A 20,736-nucleotide genomic window follows, 5' to 3' on the forward strand; every position below is an offset into this window, starting at 1 on the left:
GCGGTTTTTTTTAGATAAACCTGGGGTACAAGGCTTTAGGTACGGTGCTATAGATTTTCGGGGGCGTCATGAGTAATCACAATAAAAAAATAATAATTCTGGGCGGAGGTACTGCAGGCTGGATCACCGCAAACCTGATGGCGGCCCACTGGCAGGACAAAGGGTTTGATATCACCCTGGTGGAATCCCCCGATATTGGCATTGTTGGTGTTGGTGAGGGTTCAACACCCCCGCTAAAAGGTTTTATGGATACTATCGGAGTCAGTGAAGCCGAATGGATGCCGGAGTGTAATGCAACTTACAAAGTGGGAATTACTTTTAAAGGTTGGTCTACCAAGCCAGGCTTTAGTGAATATGTACATCCTTTCGTTGGCCAGCCAGATCAATTTACTGTACCAGCCTTCTTCCACAATAGCTTTTTGCGACGTAAAGGTGTAGATCTGGAGGGGCATCCTGATCACTTTTTTTTGGCTACTGAGATGATACGTCAAAAGTTATCTCCCGTTGCGCCAGAAAACTTCCCGTTTGAGATTGCCTACGGATATCACTTTGACTCCGGTTTGCTGGGCAAATATTTGCGGCGAGTTGCCGAAAGAAAGGGGGTTAAATACAAAGTGGCAACGGTTACTGGGGCTATGCTAGATAACCTGGGAAACATTGACTACCTGAAAACTACTGATGGTGAGGTTCTAAAGGCAGATCTCTATGTGGACAGTTCCGGGTTCCGTGGAAACTTAATACAGCAAACCTTAAAAGTGCCTTTTATTAGCTGTGCTGAGAGCCTTTTTAATGATTCTGCAGTAGTTTTTGCTACAGAACAGGAGGAAGACTATGCCCCCCACACTATATCTACGGCCTTGAAATATGGTTGGGCCTGGAAAATCCCTCTGACTAATCGCAATGGCAATGGCTATGTATACAGCTCCAATTTTGTTGATGATGACAAGGCAGAAACTGAGTTTCGTGCACACTTGGGATTACTGGATAGCGATGCAGAGGCACGGAGATTAAAGTTTAAAGTGGGCCGGGTCGCTCAGCACTGGGCGAAAAACTGCCTTGCGGTAGGGCTTTCTCAGGGTTTTATTGAGCCGCTGGAAGCGACCGCTCTGGATATGGTGCAGGAGACGGTCGTGCGCTTTATCGAAGCCTATAATAATGGTGACTATACGGATAAATTCAGAGATGAGTTTAATAACCGCATCAACGCCCGCTTTGATGCAGTGCGAGACTATATTGTCTGTCATTATCGTATCAGCTCTCGAACGGATACGGACTACTGGATAGCCAATGGCACCAATGAAAAAATCTCCCCTTCTTTGCGTTCTATAATTATGTCTTGGATGGCGGGTAAGAATTTGACCGATGAATTAATGAACCAAAAATTGGATGTCTATTTTCCCAATGTTTCCTGGAATTGCCTATTGACCGGAAAGGGTATTTATCCGATTCAGGAGCAGCTACGACCTGGGAATGAGCTCGCACATAAGTATAAAATTGAGGAAATCAGGGGTTTTAATCGCCGTTGTGCCCTTAACTTTAAGCCTCATTCGCAGCAGCTTAATTTATTATCGTTGGGGGTTATAGGTGACTGAATCAATGGTGATCATAAAAAAAGCCCTACACTAGGCAGGGCTAAAGATCGATATGAGGTAAGTACTTGGGGTTACGGTTACACTTTCACGATCTAAGAAAGAATTTTTAAAAGAGACTCAAGCGTTGGCTTATTATCAGGGCAGGCCAACCTGCTTATTCCTCTCCTTCGGTTTTAAGTTTCTGGGTCTCCCGGATATGTAGCATACGCTTTTCGCCACGCTCACCACGTATCTTTACTCGATCCCCGGTTTTCATGCCTTTGCGTTTCAATTCATCTACTTCAATGAAGTAGTAGTGGCCACTTTGCTCATCTTTCAGGGAGAAGCGTCTTTCTACTTTCCCAGTCTCAAAGTCCTCAGAGATAATTTCCTCCAGAGTTCCAGTAACAACTTCTTCTGCTTGAGCAAAGAAAGTAAGAGTCAATCCCGCGATCAATATCAGAATTCTTAACATAATATTTATCCTTTTAAGAACCATTCAGGTTGGAATAAGTCTAGTTATTCAGAAACTATTGTCCATAGCTTACATTAACAACAGCTGACTTACTGGAAGAATTCATGGACTTATATGTAATTGAGAGTCCAATTTTCGAATCGGTAAAGCTGTCACCTGGTTGCTCAAGTACAGCAACATGGTTGGATGTTCTACCATTGAGATAATGAACAGTTACTGAACCCTCAAAATGTGATATTGGGTTAAGTATATCGTGAGCGATATGATAGTTGACGTAATAATGTAGTGGTCTAATCCTTCCGGACCCTTCGCTAGGGTGGTAAAACCACCAAGCGAGGTGAAGTATGACAATAAAAGGTAAACGCCGGCATTTCGAGCCGGAATTCAAGAAATACACCGCAGCCCTAGTCTCCGAGCAAGGATACTCGATTTCTAAAGCTGCAGAGGCTGTAGGAACCACCACAGGTAACCTGCGACGTTGGATAAAAGAGCTGAAGCAAGTGGAGAGCGAAGTAAGATTGGATACTGGTGAGCGCGCTGAGCTAGATCGGTTACGACAAGAAAAAAACAGCTGCGCATGGAGAAAGAAATCCTAAAAAAGGCCAGCGCCTTCTTTGTGAAATAAATGAAGTAAAGTACAGCTTTATTCAGGAGCAGCAAAGGAATATTCCTATTAGGGCTATTTGTCGGGTGATGCAGGTAAGCAAGAGTAGCTATTACGAATGGTGCCGCGATAGTGATAGCTCATTAGATAGCCATACATAGAAGCTGTGCCGCCGCTTGAAGGCTTTATTTGTTGAGTCTCGACAAAGCCTTGGAAGCCGCCATCTCATGAAGCTATTACGCAAAGAAGGCTTTAAAATTGGACGTTATCGAGTTCGCAAGCTAATGAAACAGCTGGGGTTGGTGGTAAAGTGCAAGAAACGATTTACTTTGACGACAGATAGCAAACACTGCCTGCCAGCCGCAGAGAATCTTTTGAATAGGAATTTCTCACCGGCCGCTAAGAATCAAGTTTGGGCTACTGACATCACATACATATGGACCTTGCAGGGCTGGTTTTATTTAGCGGTAGTTATCGATCTCTACTCACGTCGGATTGTTGGCTGGCATCTGGACCACCAGATGGAAACTACACTAGTAAGCCGTGCGTTGATCATGGCTGTTAATTTATGAGCACCGCCAAAAGGCTTGCTACATCACTCTGATAGAGGCAGTCAGTATACTAGCCACACTACCAAGCGCTCATGAAGCAGCATGGGATGATGTGCTCAATGAGCCGTAAGGGAAATTGTTGGGACAACGCACTGACTGAGCGCTTTTTTGGCAGTTTGAAGCGGGAGTGGTTAACTGTAAATCTCTACTCGACAAGGAAGGATGCGATATCAGATGTGAGGGCCTATATCTCTTATTACAATTCACACCGAATCCACACAACTCTAGGAGATGTAACTCCCATCGAATTTGAGAAATGTGCTTAGAGAGGTGTCCGGTTAGACTTGACCACAACATCGCCATCGATATCCTCTATTATCATGGTTCCTTGAGCGTATTCCTTGCTATCCACCACTAAATTTGCGAGAGGCGAGCCAGGGTCAAATGTATAGGGATCATCAGTACCAGTTATAGATATGGTTATTATTGTGGTTTCTTTGTTGCTCCCAAAACCAACTGTGAACTTATCTGTAACAATTTCATTTGCATTCAGTGGATCAGCTAGCTCGCCATTCAGAGAGTAGTTCCGGCTGCCATCCGAGAGACTTCCAGATTGCCATATTCTCCCTGAAGCTCTGATTCCTCAAAAGTTTGATTGGCTTTAATGCTATCATTCAACTGGCCGGAAGTTGAGGTTTTACTATCTTCAGTGGCAACCCCTTTACCACCAGTGATCACCGCTGGTGTATCCTTATCGTTGCCTGTGCCTTTATTACCACTTACAGCGTTGCCATCATTATTACCGTCATTATCAAAGCCTCCACAGGCTGTAAGGAAAACGGATAAACTCATGGCTGTTAGTAATTTTAAAGACTCGTTCATGTCTGTCCCGATTGCTTTGATTGCACTTGGTATAAATCGGATCGAATTATAGGGAGACCTACTTGTTATTCTGTGAAGTCGAATAGGTATTCACAGTTTTGTTAAAAAATTTGAACGCTCTAGAGCCTGTCGATAAGAGGGGTTCTTTTCCACTATTCTGTGATGAAAGGGAGTAAGCTGAGAAGAAGGGGAAGGATTGAGTACTGCGATCCGGACTCCTTTTCAGATCGCAGGGTTGAGCACGTAAGTGATTGATTACTGGTTTTTGGTGGATAAAAACCTGAGTAACTTTCCTAATTCCATATTGTTGCAAGTTTGAGATTTCTGACACTTTTCTAAAGTATGTTGTATGTTGTTATTTTCACTCTGCTCGGCAGCCTTTTTCAAATAGTACAAGGCCACTTCCAAATCGCTGCTGCTTGCGTTCTTTACACTATGCACTTTAGCCAGCTTTAGCGAAGATGTAGCATGTCCAAGGCTTGAGGATTCCTTGTCAAGTGCCAGGGCGTGTGCTTGGCTGCGTTCTACCCTCAATCCCTCTTCGTAAATACGATCCTGGTTAAAATAGCCATACATAGATTTATTCTCAGCGGCACGTTCAAACCAATTGGAGGCTTTCGCATAATCCTGCCGCTCCCATTTGCTGTTGAGGTAGAGCAAGCTCAGGGTATTCATCGCTGGGGCAGAACCATCTTCCGCGGCCTGTGTATCGTATTTAATTGCCCTATCTGAACTCTATTGGACCCCTTGCCCTTTAAGGAATAGGTTAGCAAGCTTAAATTTTGCCCTGGCAAGATCCTTGAGAAGCGGCATATTTACAGGCTTTTTACTCGGATTCAATTGCAGCTATTTCTTCCAGATATCTCTGTTGAGAGGTAACGGTATTGAGAGATTGGGGAAATTCTAGATATGTATCCCAATAAGTGGCGTAACTGATCGAGTTCTGTGCATAGCAGAATTCCAGAGATAATAAACATTTTTCTCATGGCTTATTTTTTGATTATTGACTCAATCAGGTTTTTCATCTCTTTGCTGTTTTTACGCTCGCCTGAAGGTTTTCCTTTTGCCCAGAATTGGTATTGCAGAGCTTTAACCAGCCGGTTGAATTGCTCCATATACTTGGGTATATCCTGCTGATAGAGGTGATTAGAAAGACGGTGGTGGCAAGTAACCTGCCGAGGAAGCGATTGTTCAAGGTGAGCTTCAATTATTATCAGCAGCTGGTATTGATTCTGACAAGGGGTCGATTCTCGGCCAGCAGAGCAAGTGGGGAGGAGGTTGGTGATTTTCCCGGTGTAGCCAGCAAATCAAAGGCTCTTCCTGAACTACTTGATCATCGCCCAAAAAGCTCTAGTGCAGTGCTGAGATCTAGGCCGGCAGCGGGCACTCCATTTTACCTTGTGTTTGCCCGGCTGGTTTACCGGATATGCCGGTAATATACCCGAATAAGCCGGGGGATAATATTAGGCTGAAGGGCTCTGTAGGCTGCACTACATGTTGATCAAAGCAGCTTTGTGAATTGAGGTGGTAGCTTATTTAGATAGAGAGTGGTGGTGAGTGGTTCCTGTGGGCGCCAGGGCAAATGATGGGCGATGTGCTGTCCCTGGTGATTTCGCTTGCTACCTCCTCCGGACTGGTTGCGGCAAGAAAGCCGCTTTTCCAGCCGGAAGAAGGGGTTAGCAAGTTGTTTACTGGGCCTGGTTTGTCTCGGGTTTCTGGACAGGCATGGCCTCCAGTTTTTCCTTTAGCTCCTTGAGCTTTTCCTTTACCCGTGTGGCGTTATCGGGACCCATACGGATCATCAGTTTTTGAATGCCGGGTAGTTTCTCCAGTTTTGGATCGGCAAACTTGTAATACACTGACGGCCGTACTAGCTGGATGGGGCCCTCTATCTCCGGTGCTGCCAACACCTGGTCAATGGCCTCAATGACTATCTGGTGGAAAGTCTTGTTACGAATGCCCAGCTCGCCCCAAGCCTGGGACAGACGCGGGTACCAGTATTGATAGAGACCTACAGCAGTATCAGTGTTCATCAGTGCGAACAATCGTACCGGCTGGTCGTACCGGCGATAGTTGTCGGGTGATAATTGGTAGCCCTCCATAGATGAGCCAGTAACAATAATCGGGCCGCGAATCGTTTTTAGCGGCCGATGCTTGTGAATCAACTCTCCACGAGAACCTGCATTGGCAGCGGCGACCCACTTGCGAATCACCTCATCGGGCACCAGCCAGCGGGAAAGGGCGTTGTCTGGGGCCAGAGCCATCAAGTCGTCGTAAGCGGTCTTATCACTCTCATTCAGAGGGGGAGGGGGTTCCCTGGCAGGTTCTTCCGCCGGTGCGGGTTCCTGGGGTTCCGGTGCGGGAGCTGCCACCTCAGGCTGTGTCATTGTTTCCGGTTCGGGGGTGGTTTGGGGCTCTTCGATTACTTTGGTGATGGGAACTTCATTCTTCTTTTCCTCGCCGGTCCACAACCAATAGGCTGCTGCGGCGACGACAATCACCACAATAATTCCGATGATCCACCCTTGCCTAGACTGGTGTTCCGACATTCCCTGCCTCCTTTTTGCTTCTATCAGAATGTAATGGTTGGACCACGGCAAAGCCCTGCGGTTTCTTCGTGGTGCATGAGTTTTACATTACTCTCCGCCGGGGCCAGTCGCAAAGGGGAATTGCATTTTCGTATAGTGATGAAGGGAAGCTCACATATGCGGTGTTACACATTTAAGAGCCTTAGACTACGCCCCCTTGTGGGAGGATGTGTGTTCTACTGTGCATATTAGAGTGGACTGGACAAATAGCGACCGGTAGAAAAGAGAGGAAATAATGCATAAATTGACCAGCTTTTTGATGGCCATGTTGATCGGAGTCGCACAAGCTGCTGCTGCCATCGAGCCGGTAGATCCTTTCTGGCGCAATGCGACTGTTTATTTCATGTTGCCGGATCGTTTCTCTAATGGCGATACGACAAACGATTTTCCCTATGGTCGTAAAGACAATGCTGCCTATTTACGCGGCTTTGAAGGCGGGGACCTACGCGGAGTGATCGATAAAATTGAGGCTGGATATTTTAGTGATCTCGGGGTGGATGCTATCTGGATGGCCCCGGTGATTGAGAATATCCACGGCTTCAACGATTCAGACAAGCGTACCTATGCTTTTCATGGATACTGGCCCAAGGACTGGACCGCTGTAGATGCCAACTTCGGTACTGAGGTCGAGCTGGCAGAGTTGATTGATGCTGCTCATAGTCGTGGTATCCGCGTATTAATGGATGTGATTCTCAATCACACAGGACCTGTTACCGAGCAGGACCCAGCATGGCCCATCACCTGGTTACGTGATGGCCAACAGTGCGACTGGTCGGATTATACCGGTAATGTTGAATGTGCAATTCATGCGAACCTCACCGATATCCTCACCGAGAGTGAGGAGGCTGTGGAGCTGCCGCCGCAACTGGTGGAAAAGTGGAAAAGAGAGGGCCGCCTGGAGCAAGAGCAGCGCGAGTTGGAGGTGTTCTTTGAGCGTACTGGTTATCCTCGCGCGCCCAAGTACTATCTAATCAAATGGTTGACCGACTGGGTGCGCGAGTACGGTGTCGATGGATTCCGCGTAGATACCGTTAAACACGTTGAGGCAGAGGCCTGGGCAACACTGAAAAAAGAGGCAGACCTGGCTCTGGAGGAGTGGAAAGCCAAAAACCCGCACAAGAAACTTAATGATCGTGATTTCTTTATGGTGGGGGAGGTCTACCACTTTGGTGTGAATAATTATGGTCCCACAGTCGGACGCGCCTACGACTATAGCGATAAGAAGGTGGATTTTTATCAGTATGGTTTTGACAGCCTGATTAACTTCGATTTTGCTCAGGTTGCCGGACAGTCTCACGAGGAGATTTTTTCCAGTTATTCGAGCGCGCTGAATAATAGTGACCTGAAAGGGCTTGGGGTGCTTAATTACCTGGGGTCACATGATGATCATCACTCTTTTGATCGCGAACGCCAGCAAACAAAAAGCTCCGCCACCAAATTGATGCTGGCTCCCGGTGCAGTGCAGATTTATTACGGCGATGAGCTGGCACGACCGATGATTGATAAACGTGCTTATGGCGATGCTTCCATGCGTACCAATATGAACTGGGACGACCTGAAAAAGCCTGAGATCCGTAAATTATTGGCCCACTGGCAGAAACTCGGCCAGTTCCGCCAGGCTCATCCGGCAGTCGGTGCCGGTGAACATCAAAAACTTGCAGACAACCCCTATACTTTTGCTCGCACCTTATCGGGTGAACAGCCGGTTGTTGTCGCCCTGGATGTACCCCAGGGAAAGAAAACTATTTCTGTAAAAGGGGTTTTTGCCGATGGCCTCGAGCTGATGGACTACTATTCGGGTAAGCGTACGAAAGTGAAAGTTGGGAAGGTAACTCTTGTTACCGATGGTGAATTGTTGTTGCTTTCAGCCAAGCTGAAGAATAAATAGATTATATAAAAAAGCCCCGGTAATTTTTATATTGCCGGGGCTAATATAAGTTTATATAAGTTGCTTAATCGCCTTTCATGTCGGTGCTGGTGAACTGGTTGCAGACCATCACATCCACATCCAGCTGGCCGATAACGCGCTCGGCGGTATTACCTCGCAAGAATGAACCGGTCTCACCATACTGGTTCATTGTTCCCATCACCACCAAGTCCGCATCAATTTCTCGGGCCACTTCTTCAACCACATCACTGGTATAGCCGCGTTTTACGTGGATACGATGGGTGGGGACACCGGTCTTATCGGCAAGCTTGGCCAAGGCGCCGCGATCCGGGTATAGCATGGAATCCAGGTACGCATTGACCAGGTGTAATTCGGCACCATAGTGTCCGGCGATATAAGTAGCGCGTTCACTGATTTGACGGTTTAACTGGCGCTGTTCCAGAGTCTTTGCCTGGTAATTCACGGTGGCCAGCACAACTTTGCGCTCCTCCTTGGCACCAGGGCGGATTAGTACCACCGGGCAACGCGCGGTCTTCAGCACCCGCCATTTAGACTCAGCAAAGGTAAATCGACGGCTGGATTTTGCATGTACTGGAAGGTAGATCATTTCTGCGTTGCAGCGTTTGGATTCCTGTACGATGGCAGCTTGCCAGTCGCTGGACCAGCACACGGTAATTTCACAGGTGAGTCCGGCGGCGGAAATGGGATCGCGGATCTGTTCGCGGAACCAGGACTCGTCGCGGAAGAGGTGATCGTTCACTGCGCGAGTGTCTACGGCCTCGCCATCAACTGCCACAAATACCGCCAAACGCGGTTGGGGATTCCGGTCCCGCGAAGTGGTCAGGGCTCGCTCCAGAGCTACATGCTTTTCATCGTTGGGGTCCACTACCACGAATACGGTGCTTTGTTGCTCCATTTTTCCTCCAGATCAAAGGGTATTTCCGGTCCCTGCCTTATGCAGTTGACTCTTGGGTCTAATCTATCACGGGGCGCTGGTGGCGAGGAGTTTTTGTTATAGAGAAACGTTGAATTAGGCGCCATTCCACGCTGCCCGAAGCCGCATAATGAAGTAACTTGGTTTAGCTGTGTTGAGGCAGATCAAGTGCTTGAGTATCTTGGTGGTGATCAGACTCGGAGTTGCATGCTGACTTTTATGAGGCTGGAAAATTTCTGGAAGTGCCAGAATCAATCAAGAGGCTCAGGCTGTTTATTTAGCAATTTTCCAGCAAAATCTCTCTAAGGTTTGGTGGATTGTATACGGCCGGATTAGTGACGAAGCTTGGCAAAACCAGGGTAGAAGCTTACTTTCCATTGCTTTTCTCATGATAAGAAAAGTTACATCAGGATCTACGAAAGAGAGTGTCATAAAGTACGTATAAACATACATTTATTTTCCGGAATTTGATTTTGCAGCCCCTCTAAGAGTATACCGCCAGCACAGAGATGAATACCCACCTGGCATCAAACTAATGACCAAAGAATACATTGAGAGAGTACGAACTTGATTAGCAGGTGCGTAGAATAGTAGCAGCGTCTGTTTTTGGAGTTGGCCTGATACTGGAGGCCGTTGGATGACAATTCACACTGGTAAACCGGATTCCTCTAAAAGGATAGGCCTACAGGTTTGTCTGCGAGAGGAATTCTGTACTGAAAATATTTTCATCTGACGACAGGCCTACCGCAGCGATGAGGAGTTATTGGATTACGTTTTATAGCACTACGCCAATCACATTTTTCCACTCATAGTCAGTATGTACTTTCAGCCTGAGATATCTAAACTTGATTCTACGTGTAATAAAATGAAATTTTATTTAGGTGTTTCTTGGTTAGCCTACAGAATGATTATTACTCAAGCTACCCTTCACTGATTAGCCTCTCTCTGTCTACAGAAGTTTAAACCTGAGCTATGTTCTTGTTTGTAGCTGCACTAATCCTCCCTTGGCGTAGAGCAAATCATTGCACAAAAAGCCACTACGCCCCCCTCTAGGGGGATGTGTGCGTTAGTACCACTTGCTTATTCTGTCATAGACCACACCCCCGGAAGAGGGTCGGTCATTAGGCCAAAGCCATGTATTTTTGGGGCGAAATCCTCAAACTCGGGTCAGATATCACAAGAATAAGTATGGTCACCACTGATGAGAGGTTTCACTCCCAGCCGTTTACCTATTCGGTTAACGACCTTTCACCTGATTCCCAATGGCAGTCATCTCGAGCTGTTGTCGATAGATATTTCTGCGTTATACCAGATGGGAATGCCTGTGCCTGCCTGCTTACTCTTACATTCTGGTTCTCCGTGGTCGTTGTAGGCCTTATTTGCACTTAAACAGCGCGATATTGGGAGTGGCCAGCGCTGACCAGTTGGGCCTGGATAGCCTGAAAAATTTCCCGATCTTCCAAAAAATAACAGCGAAAGATGAGAGATAAGGAAAACTAAAATGAAAAAAAATATTGCTCTGAGAAGCTTACTGGGAGGTGCGGGCATTGTGCTTGGTGCATTGTCCAGTAGTCACGTGAGTGCTGGTACTGCCTTTGTGCATTTGTTTGAGTGGAGCTGGAATGATATCGCCAGTGAGTGTGAGAACTTCCTCGGTCCCAAGGGCTTCGATGCGGTGCAGATATCTCCGCCCAATGAGCATATCAGTCACTCAACCTGGTGGGCGCGTTATCAGCCGGTGACATATACAAATCTCACCAGTCGCAGTGGTACTGAGCAGGAGCTGCAAAGCATGATCAGCCGTTGCAATGCAGTGGGTGTTAAAGTTTATGCTGATGTGGTGATTAACCATACTGCCGCCTGGAGTGGCGGTGGTACAGGCTGGGGGGGCACCCAATGGACACTTCTGAACCACCCGGAGTTCTCATCCTGGGATTACCACTCTGATTGCACCATTGATAATTACAGCGATGCAAACAACGTCTGGAATTGTCGCCTCAGCGGCTTACCGGACTTGAATACCGGCTCCAACTATGTCCAGCAAACCCTGGCGGACTATCTGAATAAACTGCAGGGCATGGGGGTGGCAGGATTCCGTGTAGATGCAGTCAAACATATGTCTCCGGGTGATATGCAGGGCATTATGAGTAAGGCCGGCAATCCATGGATTTTCTCAGAAGTGATTGGTGCAGCGGGGGAAGCCTCTGAAATTCAGCCTTCCAACTACACTTTCCTTGGCCATGTAACGGAATTTAAATATGGGACTGATGTCGCCAGTAATTTCAATGGCCAGATTAAAAATCTGGCCAGTATAGGTGAGAGCTGGGGACTACTGTCTTCAAGTGATGCAGTACATTTCATCGATAACCACGACCGGGAACGCGGACATGGTGGTGGTGGTAATCTGACCTATCACGATGGAGCCAAGTACAACCTGGCCAATGTGTTTATGCTGGCACATCCCTATGGTTATCCCAAGATAATGTCTGGATACAACTTTTCCGATACTGATATTGGTCCTCCCAGTAATGGCCCAAATAATTGTCAGAACGGTGACTGGGTCTGCCAGCATCGCTGGGGCAATATCGCCAATATGGTGGGCTTCCGTAACTATGTCGACGGCACCTCTATGGACAACTGGTGGGACAATGGCAATAACCAGATTGCCTTTGGTCGTGGAAATAAGGGCTTTGTGCTGATCAACAATGAGAGCAGTTCTTTAAGGCAAACCCTCTATACCGGTATGCCTGCGGGAGAGTATTGCAATGTGCTGGCTGGCGATGAAGAGTGCAGTGGTGATGTAATTGAGGTTGATAGCAATGGTTTTGCAACATTCAATGTCAATGCCAATTCTGCGGCCGCGATTCATGGCGGCCAATTGGCAACACCCTGTGATAATTGTTCCGGTAATGGGTTTTCACAGTTGAATTTCCGCGGTACGGCCAATAACTGGGGTGCCCAGGCGATGACTCTGATAGGAGATAATATCTGGCGTACTACTGTAATGTTTGATGGCGGTAATAATCAGCGTTTCAAGTTTGATATAAGTACTGACTGGAGTGAGAACTACGGAGACAATAACGCCGATGGTATTCTTGAGTTGGGTGGTAACGATATTTATACCAGTGTGGCTGGTACTTATATCGTCGAGGTGAACGATAAAACACTCGGGTATTCGCTTACCTGTGTCGATTGCAGCAGCCATACTTCAAATTTTTCCTCACTTTACTTCCGTGGAACGCCTAACGGCTGGGGTGCTGAGCCTATGCAGTTAGTAGCAAACAATATTTGGGAAATTCAGGTCAATTTTGATGGCCAATCCCAGCAACGTTTTAAATTTGATGTCAGTGGCGACTGGAGTGAGAACTACGGCGATAATAATGCCGATGATATTCTTGAGCGGGGTGGATCTGATATTTACACCTCTGTTATTGGAAGTTACAAAATACAGGTGAATGATCAGACGATGACTTATGATCTGATAGTAGATTGAGCTTCCATTTGATTTAAAATAAAAACCCAGCTATAAGCTGGGTTTTTATTTTAAATCATCAATAGGGGGTCATATTTTCAAGCTTAAATATATGGCTTTTAAAGGGGGAAAGAGCCAGCCTTATTCGACCTTGCCCATTGAGAATAATTAGCTGTTGCTCTTCATCGGTGATTTGCCCATTCAGTTGATAATTGCCGTCTTTCAAGTACCACTGTTTAATAAGCTTCTCTGGAATCAGCAAGTCGAAATTCGCAGTTACATTATCAAAATTAGCGACTACTAAGAGTTTTTCAGTTTTATCCCAACGAGCAAAAGAAAATTGCTTTTCCCCATAGTCCGAGTTTTGGCTGCGGTTGTAGTTATGCAAATCCATATAGTGACCACGCAGAGCGGGACTATCTGTGGAAAAATTGAGCAGGCGTTGGTAAAAACTGCGTAACCCCTTCTCGTCATTCGTTAGCAAGTCTGAATTAAAAGCACCTTGGTTGTTCCATCGGCGTACACTCGGCACTGACCAGTAGTCGAAAATAGTGGTACGGCTGGCTTTGCCAAAACCGGCGTCCTGGCTGGCGGGTTCCCCTAATTCCTGGCCAAAGTACACCAGGGTGGGGGCAGGGGAGAGCGCGGCGGAAACCAGCATTGCGGGTTTGCCCGCTTGGGAGTTACCAGCGAACTGCGGACTGGCGATACGCTGTTCGTCGTGGTTCTCCATAAAACGCAGCATATGGGAGGAGATATCCATCAGGTTTGCTTGAATTTCCGCGATTTTATCAGTGCTGCCTTTGTCCTCCATTACCGCGCGAATGGCATCGTAGGTGCCGACTTTATCGTAGAGATAGTCCATTTTCCCAAGGCGCAGGTAATCGCGGTAGCGTTCCGGAGTATAGATTTCAGCAAGCAGTAGCGTATCGGGGTTGTGCATTTTGATAGAGGAATTCAGGTAGCTCCAGAATTCCACCGGTACCATTCCGGCCATATCGTAGCGAAATCCATCTACGCCGAAGTCCAGCCAGTAGTGGGTGATATCGCGGAATTTTTTCCAGGTGTCAGGTACTTTCTTGTTGGACCAAAACTGGGCATGGGCGCGGTAGTCGCGTTCGGCATAATGTTGGGGTAACTCGGTATAATCCTTGCTGCCATCGGGGCGAATACCGAAGTTAATTTTTACTGTCTCGTACCAGTCATGCATGGCGGGTTGTGCGCTGCGTGCGCCGTTGCCGGTCCACTTGGCTGGGCTCTCTGCAAACTTCCCATTGGCAAGGGGGTTGGCTTCCCCATTGAGTGGTTGGTAGCCAGCTTTGGCTACAGGCACGCGAAAGTCTTCACCCACGACGTAGTAGAAATTATTGTTGCGGGCGTAGGTGACCTGGGTGTTGTCATCGGCACCGAAGTCCCGTACGCCCCGTGGCTTGTGTTGGGATTGATAGGCTCGGGCTACATGGTTGGGCACTATATCGATAATCACTTTCAGGCCGGCCTCGTGGCTGCGTTCCACCAGTGCACGGAATTCCTGTAATCGTTCAGCGGGATTATCGGCCAGATCTGGGTTTACGCTGTAGTAATCCTTAATGGCGTAGGGGGATCCAGCGCGGCCTTTGACCACGTCTGGATCGTCGTTACTGATTCCGTACTCGCTGTAGTCGCCAACGAGTGCGTGGTGCAGGGCACCGGTGTACCAGATATGGGTGGCACCCAGATTGCGAATTTCTTCTAATGCTTTTGGGGTGAAATCAGAAAATTTGCCCACACCGTTTTCTTCGATTGTGCCCCAGGACCTGTTGGTATCGTTAGTGTTACCAAATAGGCGTGGTAGCACCTGATAGATAACCGCTTTTTCTTCGGCCATTTTTGGAGCGGGCTGTATCTCTTGGGATTTATTTTCCTGGCTACAGCCGCTAATAACGAATAGTGCAGCGGCGAGGAGTTTGGCAATAAACAGGGAATGTACTGTCTTCATGGGTTCCTGAATACTTTGAATGTGTATTTTTAATCGCAAAAAGCCGATCGCTGGGCTATGGGTTTGTGAGGATTAAATCCAGCCGGTCTTTATGCCAGTCAAACTTAACCCACAACTGCTGGTTGCGCTTGTGGTACCAGGCTCCATGACTGGCCCGGTTAAAGTCTTTTTCACTGTCGAAAATAGGCAGGGATTCACCGCTGATCCGCAATTGCGCTGGCACCTGTTGCCAGTTGTGGATTTTTAATGTGACTGTGCGGGATTCCGGTACTCCGGTATAGCCCTCGCCTTCTCGTTTGAGGACAAAGGTCAAACCTTGTTTATTCCGCCCAGCAGAGAAATGTAATTTTTCGTAGTGACCCTTTTCAAAAGCCTGCGCTGTAGCTCCATCATCTTCATAAATATAACGCTGGGAATTTGGCGCAGATTCGTGGGCGTAGTAGTCCAAGGTCAGCTTTTTACTGGAATAGTCACGGCTGGTTTGGATATCGCCGATGGTGGGAATAATGGCGCCGGCACGCACTAATACTGGGATGGTTTTCAGGTCCACTTTTATCTGGGCCTGGTCGCCGGTGTATTGCTTATCACTCCAGTAATCGAACCAGGTACCGCCGGGTAGCTTTACTGCCACTTCATCGACATCGGCCTCTACCACAGGGGCTACCAGGAAATCCTGACCCCACAAGTAGGCATCTTTGTAATCGAGAAGGGAGAGGTCGCTCTCGTTTTCAAAAAACAATGGGCGCATCAGCGGTATGCCGGTCTGGCTGTTTTCGAAGGCAAGGGTGTAGTTGTAAGGCATTAGGCGATAGCGCAATTTTACGTACTCGCGCAGGATATTGCGGGTTCGACGGTCGTGGAACACCGGTTCTGAGGCGATATGTTCCTGGGCGTGGGGGCGATAGACCGGTTGGAATACGCCGTATTGCAACCAGCGGATATAGAGCTCGCGATCAAATTTCTCGCCGCCGGCAAAGCCACCCAGATCGGAGTGGGTGTAACCAAAGCCCAGCAAGCCCATACTCAAAGCCAACTCTACCTGGGGTTGTAAGCCACCCCATTCCCGCGCCACGTCGCCGGTCCAGGGAATCATGCCGTAGCGCTGGGAGCCGGCAAAACCGGCACGCATCATAATAAAAGGACGGCGTTCCGGGTATTTTGCGGTTTGGCGTTCATACAGGAGCTGTGCCCAGGCGTGGCCAAAGGTATTGTGTACTTCATCGGCCATACCGATCGCGTGAACGGTATCGGCGGGGTGAACTTCCGGTTCGCCCAGGTCGCCCCACCAGCCGGAGACGCCCTGCTCCAGCAGGTTGTCGTAAATATTCCAGAACCAGTCGCGGCCATCTTCGGAGAAGACATCGATCAGGCCAGTGTTGCCGAAATAGAAGTCGAAGCGCTTGGGCTCCCCGGCCAGGTTTTTTGCCAGGGCATTATTGGCTACGGCCTCCTGCCAGCGTTCGGAGGTGGAAAGCACAAAGGGCTCGGTCACCAGGATGGTGTTGATACCGCGCTCTTTGAGGTCGGCCATCATTTTCTCTGGCTTGGGGAAGGCTTCTTTATCCCAAGACAGGTTGCCCATATGGCCTTTGATATCCGGGCCAAACCAGTAGAGGTCCAACACCAGGGCATCCAGGGGGAAATCCTCTTCGGCAAATTTGTCCACGGTCGCGCGGACTTCGGCCTCACTGTGATAGCCAAAACGGGAGGCAAAGTTACCCAAAGCCCAGCGCGGGGGCAGAGGCTGCTTGCCGGTTGTCGACACATAGTTTTCCAGCAGCTGTGGATAAGTCTCACCGGCCACGACGATATAGGCGGTGCGTCCGGCGACGGCTTCAAACTGCAGTATATCTTCTTCGTTGGCGCCCAAATCCAGAGTACCGGTAGCGGAATTGTCGAACAGCAAAATATATTTGTTGCTGGACAGTACTGCCGGCAGCGAGAAGTACATCTGGTTGGATTCGGTGGTATAGCCGTAGTGAGCGCGGTTGTAGAGTGGCAGTCGCTGGCCGCGACGGTCCATGCCCAGTACCCGCTCGCCACCGCCCAGTAGTTTTTCCCTTGGTGACAGTGCAAAGCGGAAGCCACGCAGTGTCTCGGTGGCGAAGAAGCCGCTCTCTTCGCTCAGGATTTGCTCTTCACCGCGCAGGTACTCTATGCGGAAGGGAGACTTGTGGATGACTGCACTCAGGGAGCCTGAACGGAATAGCAGCCTGTCCTTTTCGTCCCGTAAATGTGCTTTGGGGATATTGTCCCGGCCGGAGGCAATAGCGAAGGATTGAAGTTGCTTGATTCCTTCGCGATGGTAGTGAACGGCTAGTGCTGAGGGGCCCACTGGATTAAGGGAGACCTCTCCATCGCTTAGTTTTATGGTAAGCCGGTTATTGCTCAGGTTATGGGCCTGATAGCTTCTCTGTTCGCTGGCAACAGCCAGCATACTTAAACAGAGGATGCAGGCGAGAGAGACAAGACGTAGAAGGGGCAGATTTGGGATCATCGCGCGGAACTTCAGTTGATTATTCGACAGTGAGTGGCTCAGGACCTGTGCAGACACACTGGACCCAAGCCTATGCTAAGGCACTGGTTTGTGCCCGCATCCTCCCCCTTTGGGGGGATGGAGGCCTGGGTTTGGCGTGACAGAATGGCATAATAAGCATAAATAGAGATGCGGTGATCCCTATGACTCAACCAGCTAGCGGCGCCGCCGCTGCAACCCAGCAGCCGAGTTTGCCGTTTTGGCAGGTGTGGAATGTCAGCCTCGGATTCCTGGGAGTACAGTTTGGCTTCTCCCTGCAAAATGCCAATGCCAGTCGGATTTTGTCTGACCTGGGGGCTGACCTGCACTCGTTATCATTGTTCTGGATAGTGGCGCCGTTGATGGGCTTGCTAGTCCAGCCAATTGTTGGCTCCGCATCGGATCGCACCTGGAGTCGTTTCGGCCGTCGCAATCCCTATATCCTGTTTGGTGCTATCGCTGCGGCATTGGGTATGGCATTTATGCCCAATGCCGGCCTAGTGGTAGCACTGGTGGCCCCTATCCTTTTTGGCGGCGTGATGCTGGCTCTGATGGATGCAGCCTTTAATGTCACCATGCAGCCATTTCGTGCCCTGGTGGCAGATATGGTGCCCTCCGAACAGCGCACTTTGGGTTACTCCATCCAGTCCCTGCTGATTAATATCGGCGCTATCTTTGGCTCCATGTTGCCCTTTGTCCTTACCAATGTGATTGGCCTGGAAAATACTGCCAAGGCAGGTGAAGTGGCCCCCTCGGTGATCGGGGCCTTTTATATTGGGGCTACGGTACTGCTGGGTAGTGTGCTCTGGACTGTTATACGCACTAAGGAATATCCACCAGAGCAGTACAATACTTACAAAGGCCTTGACGCAGAGCAGCTGCGACAGGAGCGGAAACAAAAAGGGACGCTTCTCCAGCGGCTGGGAGGCTTTTTTCGTTTGATGCTGAGTATGCCTCGCACGATGCGCCAGTTGGCCCTGGTGCAGTTTTTCTCCTGGTTCGCCCTGTTTATTATGTGGGTGTATACCACTCCCGCTATCACTCAACATGTTTGGGATGTGGAGGCCAAATGGTTCGACCCCGCCTATCTGGAAACCGTGAAGGAAATTCCCGCACATATTGCCGCAGCAAAGGGGGCAGCTGGAGATTGGGTGGGGATTATCTTTGCCGCCTACTCGCTGTTTGCGGCTTTGTTTTCCATTGTGCTGGCGCGAGTAGCTACGGTATTGGGACGCAAACTGACATACTCTCTGTCTTTAGCGCTGGGTGGGCTGGGCTATATCGGGTTCCTGTTGTTCCAGGGCGGTGAGCCGACTCAGGTAAACCTGTTGATTACCCAGGTTTCTGTTCCCAGCGGTGCCCTGGGGCTGTTGCTGCCGATGATTGGTATCGGTATCGCCTGGGCCGCAATCCTGGCGATGCCCTATGCGATCCTATCTGACTCCCTGCCAGCGGACAAAACTGGTGTATATATGGGAATCTTTAATTTCACCATTGCCGCTCCACAGATTGTTTCTGCCCTATTGGCAGGCCTGATCCTTAAGTCTGTTTTCGATAACCAGGCGATATACGTAATTGTGCTGGCCGGAGTGAGCATGCTGCTCGGTGCGGTATCGGTATTTTTTGTGCGGGAAACTGAAGAGTCAGAGCCTGTGGTACGGGCAGGTACCACAACCTAAACACAGATCCGCTTTTCCCATAAAAAGCCCCTTAAATAGGGGCTTTTTTATTGGTAACAAACTTTTTCAAAGAATTGGCCTGGGGCTTGGGGAGTACCTCGAATTTTGACAGCTTAGTGCCAGTCTACCTAGACTGGCTGAATCTCACAGAAAACTATAGCTACCTATGTCTATTTTTAATGCGATCGAGCAGGCCTTAAAGGACTTTGCCAATTTTGTCTGGGGGCCGCCGCTGCTTGTCTTGCTGGTCGGTGGTGGATTGGCATTACTGCTTTATTCCCGTGGTCGCCCCTATCGTCACTTGAGCCACAGTATCGGGCTGTTAAGCGGGCGCTATGACGATGCCAATGATCCAGGCCAGGTAAACCATGGCCAAGCGCTCTCTACAGCACTCTCCGGTACTCTGGGTTTGGGCAATATTGCCGGTGTAGCCATCGCCATTACTGCCGGTGGCCCTGGAGCTATTTTTTGGATGTGGGTCACCGCCCTGGTGGGGGTGGCCACAAAATTCTACACCGCTACCCTCGCAGTGATGTTCCGTGGCAGTGATGCCAATGGTGAACTGCAGGGCGGTCCCATGTATGTGATCCGCGAAGGCCTTGGCAAGCGATGGATGCCTCTGGCAGTTTTATTTGCGGTGGCTGGATTGTGCGGTATGTTGCCGGTATTTCAGTCCAACCAGACTACCCAATTATTACGGGAATCTTTCGCCGAGCCACTGGGCTGGGTAGCGCCAGGCGGTTCGCTGTTGTTTGATTTTATTATTGGTTTATTAATCGCTATTGCCTCAGCGTTTGTGATTGCTGGGCGAATCCAGCGTATTGGCAAATTCTCCGCGAGGGTTGTGCCAGGAATGGTGTTATTTTATTTAATCTTGACCCTGATCGTGATCGGAAATTTTTGGGAGCAGGTACCGGCGGCATTTGCCCTGATTTTTAGTGATGCGTTTAGTGGCCAGGCCATTGCCGGTGGTGCTCTGGGCACCGTGATCACGATTGGCGTAAGCCGGGGTGCTTTCTCTAATGAAGCAGGTATAGGCACGGAATCTTTGGCCCACGGTGCGGCAAAAACCCGCGAGCCGGTGCGTGAAGGCGTGGTGGCCATGTTAGGCCCTATCGTGGATACCTTATTGATTTGTACCTGTACCGCCCTGGTGATTTTACTCACCGGGGCTTGGCAGCAGGGCGAGGGTGTGGCCGGCGTGACCTTGACCGCACAGGCATTTTCGCAGGTATTTGGGCAGGTGGGACCCATTCTGTTGCTATTTATGGTATTTCCCCTGGCTTTTAGCACCATCGTCACCTGCTGGTATTACGGTATGAAATGCTATGTATTTCTTTTTGGCGGCCGCTGGCAAGGGTTTTATACCGGGCTCTATATGGTGCTGATAGTGTTGGGTGCGGTGGCGTCTCTGAGTGCGGTCAACAGTATTATTATCGGCATGTATGCAGTGATGGCAGTACCCACCATGGTTTCCACATTATTGCTGGCGCGACATGTTAACCATGCTGCTCATGATTATTTCACCCGTATGGAAGTCGCACGACGGGAGGGTCAGACGTTGCCCAATAATAAGAAAAAGGCGGACTGTTAAGTCCG

At 49.0% G+C, this 20,736-nt stretch carries 16 protein-coding genes; 8 read left to right on the forward strand and 8 right to left on the reverse strand.

Annotated elements, in window-relative coordinates:
- Positions 1-68 precede the first annotated feature (68 nt).
- Positions 69-1,592 carry a tryptophan halogenase family protein gene (locus tag GL2_RS08930; protein ID WP_143730326.1) on the forward strand — a complete coding sequence of 508 codons (1,524 nt, stop codon included), beginning with the start codon at positions 69-71 and terminating at the stop codon, positions 1,590-1,592.
- 154 nt (positions 1,593-1,746) lie between these two features.
- On the opposite strand, the gene GL2_RS08935 is transcribed toward GL2_RS08930, so the two are convergent.
- The gene (locus tag GL2_RS08935) at positions 1,747-2,046 is read right to left on the reverse strand and encodes a hypothetical protein (RefSeq protein ID WP_143730327.1); all 300 of its coding nucleotides are present in this window, start codon (positions 2,044-2,046) and stop codon (positions 1,747-1,749) included.
- A 344-nt stretch (positions 2,047-2,390) separates the two neighbouring features.
- Here GL2_RS08935 and GL2_RS22325 point away from each other — a divergent pair, with 344 nt between their 5' ends.
- The 3 genes from GL2_RS22325 to GL2_RS22335 all read left to right on the forward strand — a co-directional run bounded on the left by GL2_RS22325 (position 2,391) and on the right by GL2_RS22335 (position 3,527).
- Positions 2,391-2,642, forward strand: coding sequence for a transposase (locus tag GL2_RS22325; RefSeq protein WP_370452134.1), 252 nt, complete (start codon positions 2,391-2,393; stop codon positions 2,640-2,642).
- 184 nt (positions 2,643-2,826) lie between these two features.
- Positions 2,827-3,222, forward strand: a complete 396-nt coding sequence (locus GL2_RS22330; RefSeq protein WP_370452135.1) for a DDE-type integrase/transposase/recombinase — start codon at positions 2,827-2,829, stop codon at positions 3,220-3,222.
- 98 nt (positions 3,223-3,320) lie between these two features.
- Entirely contained in the window at positions 3,321-3,527 is a 207-nt protein-coding gene (locus GL2_RS22335; protein WP_370452136.1) for an integrase core domain-containing protein, read from the forward strand.
- Between the two features lie 247 nt (positions 3,528-3,774).
- Here the strand turns inward: GL2_RS22335 and GL2_RS08950 are convergent, their stop codons facing one another.
- From GL2_RS08950 to GL2_RS08960, 4 genes are all read right to left on the reverse strand, one after another.
- Positions 3,775-4,083, reverse strand: a complete 309-nt coding sequence (locus GL2_RS08950; RefSeq protein ID WP_143730328.1) for a hypothetical protein — start codon at positions 4,081-4,083, stop codon at positions 3,775-3,777.
- 255 nt (positions 4,084-4,338) lie between these two features.
- Positions 4,339-4,758, reverse strand: coding sequence for a tetratricopeptide repeat protein (locus GL2_RS08955; protein WP_143730329.1), 420 nt, complete (start codon positions 4,756-4,758; stop codon positions 4,339-4,341).
- Between the two features lie 314 nt (positions 4,759-5,072).
- Positions 5,073-5,198, reverse strand: a complete 126-nt coding sequence (locus GL2_RS22125) for a hypothetical protein (protein ID WP_255505853.1) — start codon at positions 5,196-5,198, stop codon at positions 5,073-5,075.
- A gap of 573 nt (positions 5,199-5,771) precedes the next feature.
- Positions 5,772-6,632 (reverse strand): DUF3014 domain-containing protein, encoded by an 861-nt coding sequence (locus GL2_RS08960; protein ID WP_143730330.1) that lies wholly within the window; start codon positions 6,630-6,632, stop codon positions 5,772-5,774.
- Between the two features lie 274 nt (positions 6,633-6,906).
- Between GL2_RS08960 and GL2_RS08965 the strand changes: the two genes are divergently transcribed.
- Complete coding sequence (locus GL2_RS08965; protein WP_143730331.1) at positions 6,907-8,559, forward strand: alpha-amylase family glycosyl hydrolase; 1,653 nt, start codon at positions 6,907-6,909, stop codon at positions 8,557-8,559.
- A 64-nt stretch (positions 8,560-8,623) separates the two neighbouring features.
- Here the strand turns inward: GL2_RS08965 and GL2_RS08970 are convergent, their stop codons facing one another.
- Positions 8,624-9,475, reverse strand: a complete 852-nt coding sequence (locus GL2_RS08970) for a universal stress protein (protein WP_143730332.1) — start codon at positions 9,473-9,475, stop codon at positions 8,624-8,626.
- Positions 9,476-10,994: 1,519 nt separating this feature from the next.
- On the opposite strand from GL2_RS08970, the gene GL2_RS08975 reads away from it, so the two are divergent.
- Positions 10,995-12,986, forward strand: a complete 1,992-nt coding sequence (locus GL2_RS08975; RefSeq protein ID WP_143730333.1) for an alpha amylase C-terminal domain-containing protein — start codon at positions 10,995-10,997, stop codon at positions 12,984-12,986.
- Between the two features lie 58 nt (positions 12,987-13,044).
- On the opposite strand, the gene GL2_RS08980 is transcribed toward GL2_RS08975, so the two are convergent.
- On the reverse strand, positions 13,045-14,943 hold the full coding sequence (locus tag GL2_RS08980; RefSeq protein ID WP_143730334.1) for an alpha-amylase family protein: 1,899 nt from the start codon (positions 14,941-14,943) through the stop codon (positions 13,045-13,047).
- A 55-nt stretch (positions 14,944-14,998) separates the two neighbouring features.
- On the reverse strand, positions 14,999-17,497 hold the full coding sequence (locus tag GL2_RS08985) for a TIM-barrel domain-containing protein (protein WP_232053804.1): 2,499 nt from the start codon (positions 17,495-17,497) through the stop codon (positions 14,999-15,001).
- 125 nt (positions 17,498-17,622) lie between these two features.
- Between GL2_RS08985 and GL2_RS08990 the strand changes: the two genes are divergently transcribed.
- A complete protein-coding gene (locus GL2_RS08990) occupies positions 17,623-19,137 on the forward strand; it encodes an MFS transporter (protein ID WP_143730335.1) in 1,515 nt (504 codons plus the stop codon).
- A 166-nt stretch (positions 19,138-19,303) separates the two neighbouring features.
- Positions 19,304-20,731: a sodium:alanine symporter family protein gene (locus GL2_RS08995; protein ID WP_143730336.1), complete on the forward strand. Its 1,428-nt coding sequence runs from the start codon at positions 19,304-19,306 to the stop codon at positions 20,729-20,731.
- Positions 20,732-20,736: the final 5 nt, after the last annotated feature.

The sequence above is a fragment of the Microbulbifer sp. GL-2 genome (assembly GCF_007183175.1).
Taxonomy (GTDB): domain Bacteria; phylum Pseudomonadota; class Gammaproteobacteria; order Pseudomonadales; family Cellvibrionaceae; genus Microbulbifer.

Bases quoted from the DNA above. Each gene is read 5' to 3' on its own strand.
- GL2_RS08930 (WP_143730326.1), top strand. From the start codon at position 69: ATGAGTAATCACAATAAAAAAATAATAATTCTGGGCGGAGGTACTGCA.
- GL2_RS08935 (WP_143730327.1), bottom strand. From the start codon at position 2,046: ATGTTAAGAATTCTGATATTGATCGCGGGATTGACTCTTACTTTCTTT.
- GL2_RS22325 (WP_370452134.1), top strand. From the start codon at position 2,391: ATGACAATAAAAGGTAAACGCCGGCATTTCGAGCCGGAATTCAAGAAA.
- GL2_RS22335 (WP_370452136.1), top strand. From the start codon at position 3,321: ATGAGCCGTAAGGGAAATTGTTGGGACAACGCACTGACTGAGCGCTTT.
- GL2_RS08950 (WP_143730328.1), bottom strand. From the start codon at position 4,083: ATGAACGAGTCTTTAAAATTACTAACAGCCATGAGTTTATCCGTTTTC.
- GL2_RS08955 (WP_143730329.1), bottom strand. From the start codon at position 4,758: ATGAATACCCTGAGCTTGCTCTACCTCAACAGCAAATGGGAGCGGCAG.
- GL2_RS22125 (WP_255505853.1), bottom strand. From the start codon at position 5,198: ATGGAGCAATTCAACCGGCTGGTTAAAGCTCTGCAATACCAATTCTGG.
- GL2_RS08960 (WP_143730330.1), bottom strand. From the start codon at position 6,632: ATGTCGGAACACCAGTCTAGGCAAGGGTGGATCATCGGAATTATTGTG.
- GL2_RS08965 (WP_143730331.1), top strand. From the start codon at position 6,907: ATGCATAAATTGACCAGCTTTTTGATGGCCATGTTGATCGGAGTCGCA.
- GL2_RS08970 (WP_143730332.1), bottom strand. From the start codon at position 9,475: ATGGAGCAACAAAGCACCGTATTCGTGGTAGTGGACCCCAACGATGAA.
- GL2_RS08975 (WP_143730333.1), top strand. From the start codon at position 10,995: ATGAAAAAAAATATTGCTCTGAGAAGCTTACTGGGAGGTGCGGGCATT.
- GL2_RS08980 (WP_143730334.1), bottom strand. From the start codon at position 14,943: ATGAAGACAGTACATTCCCTGTTTATTGCCAAACTCCTCGCCGCTGCA.
- GL2_RS08990 (WP_143730335.1), top strand. From the start codon at position 17,623: ATGACTCAACCAGCTAGCGGCGCCGCCGCTGCAACCCAGCAGCCGAGT.
- GL2_RS08995 (WP_143730336.1), top strand. From the start codon at position 19,304: ATGTCTATTTTTAATGCGATCGAGCAGGCCTTAAAGGACTTTGCCAAT.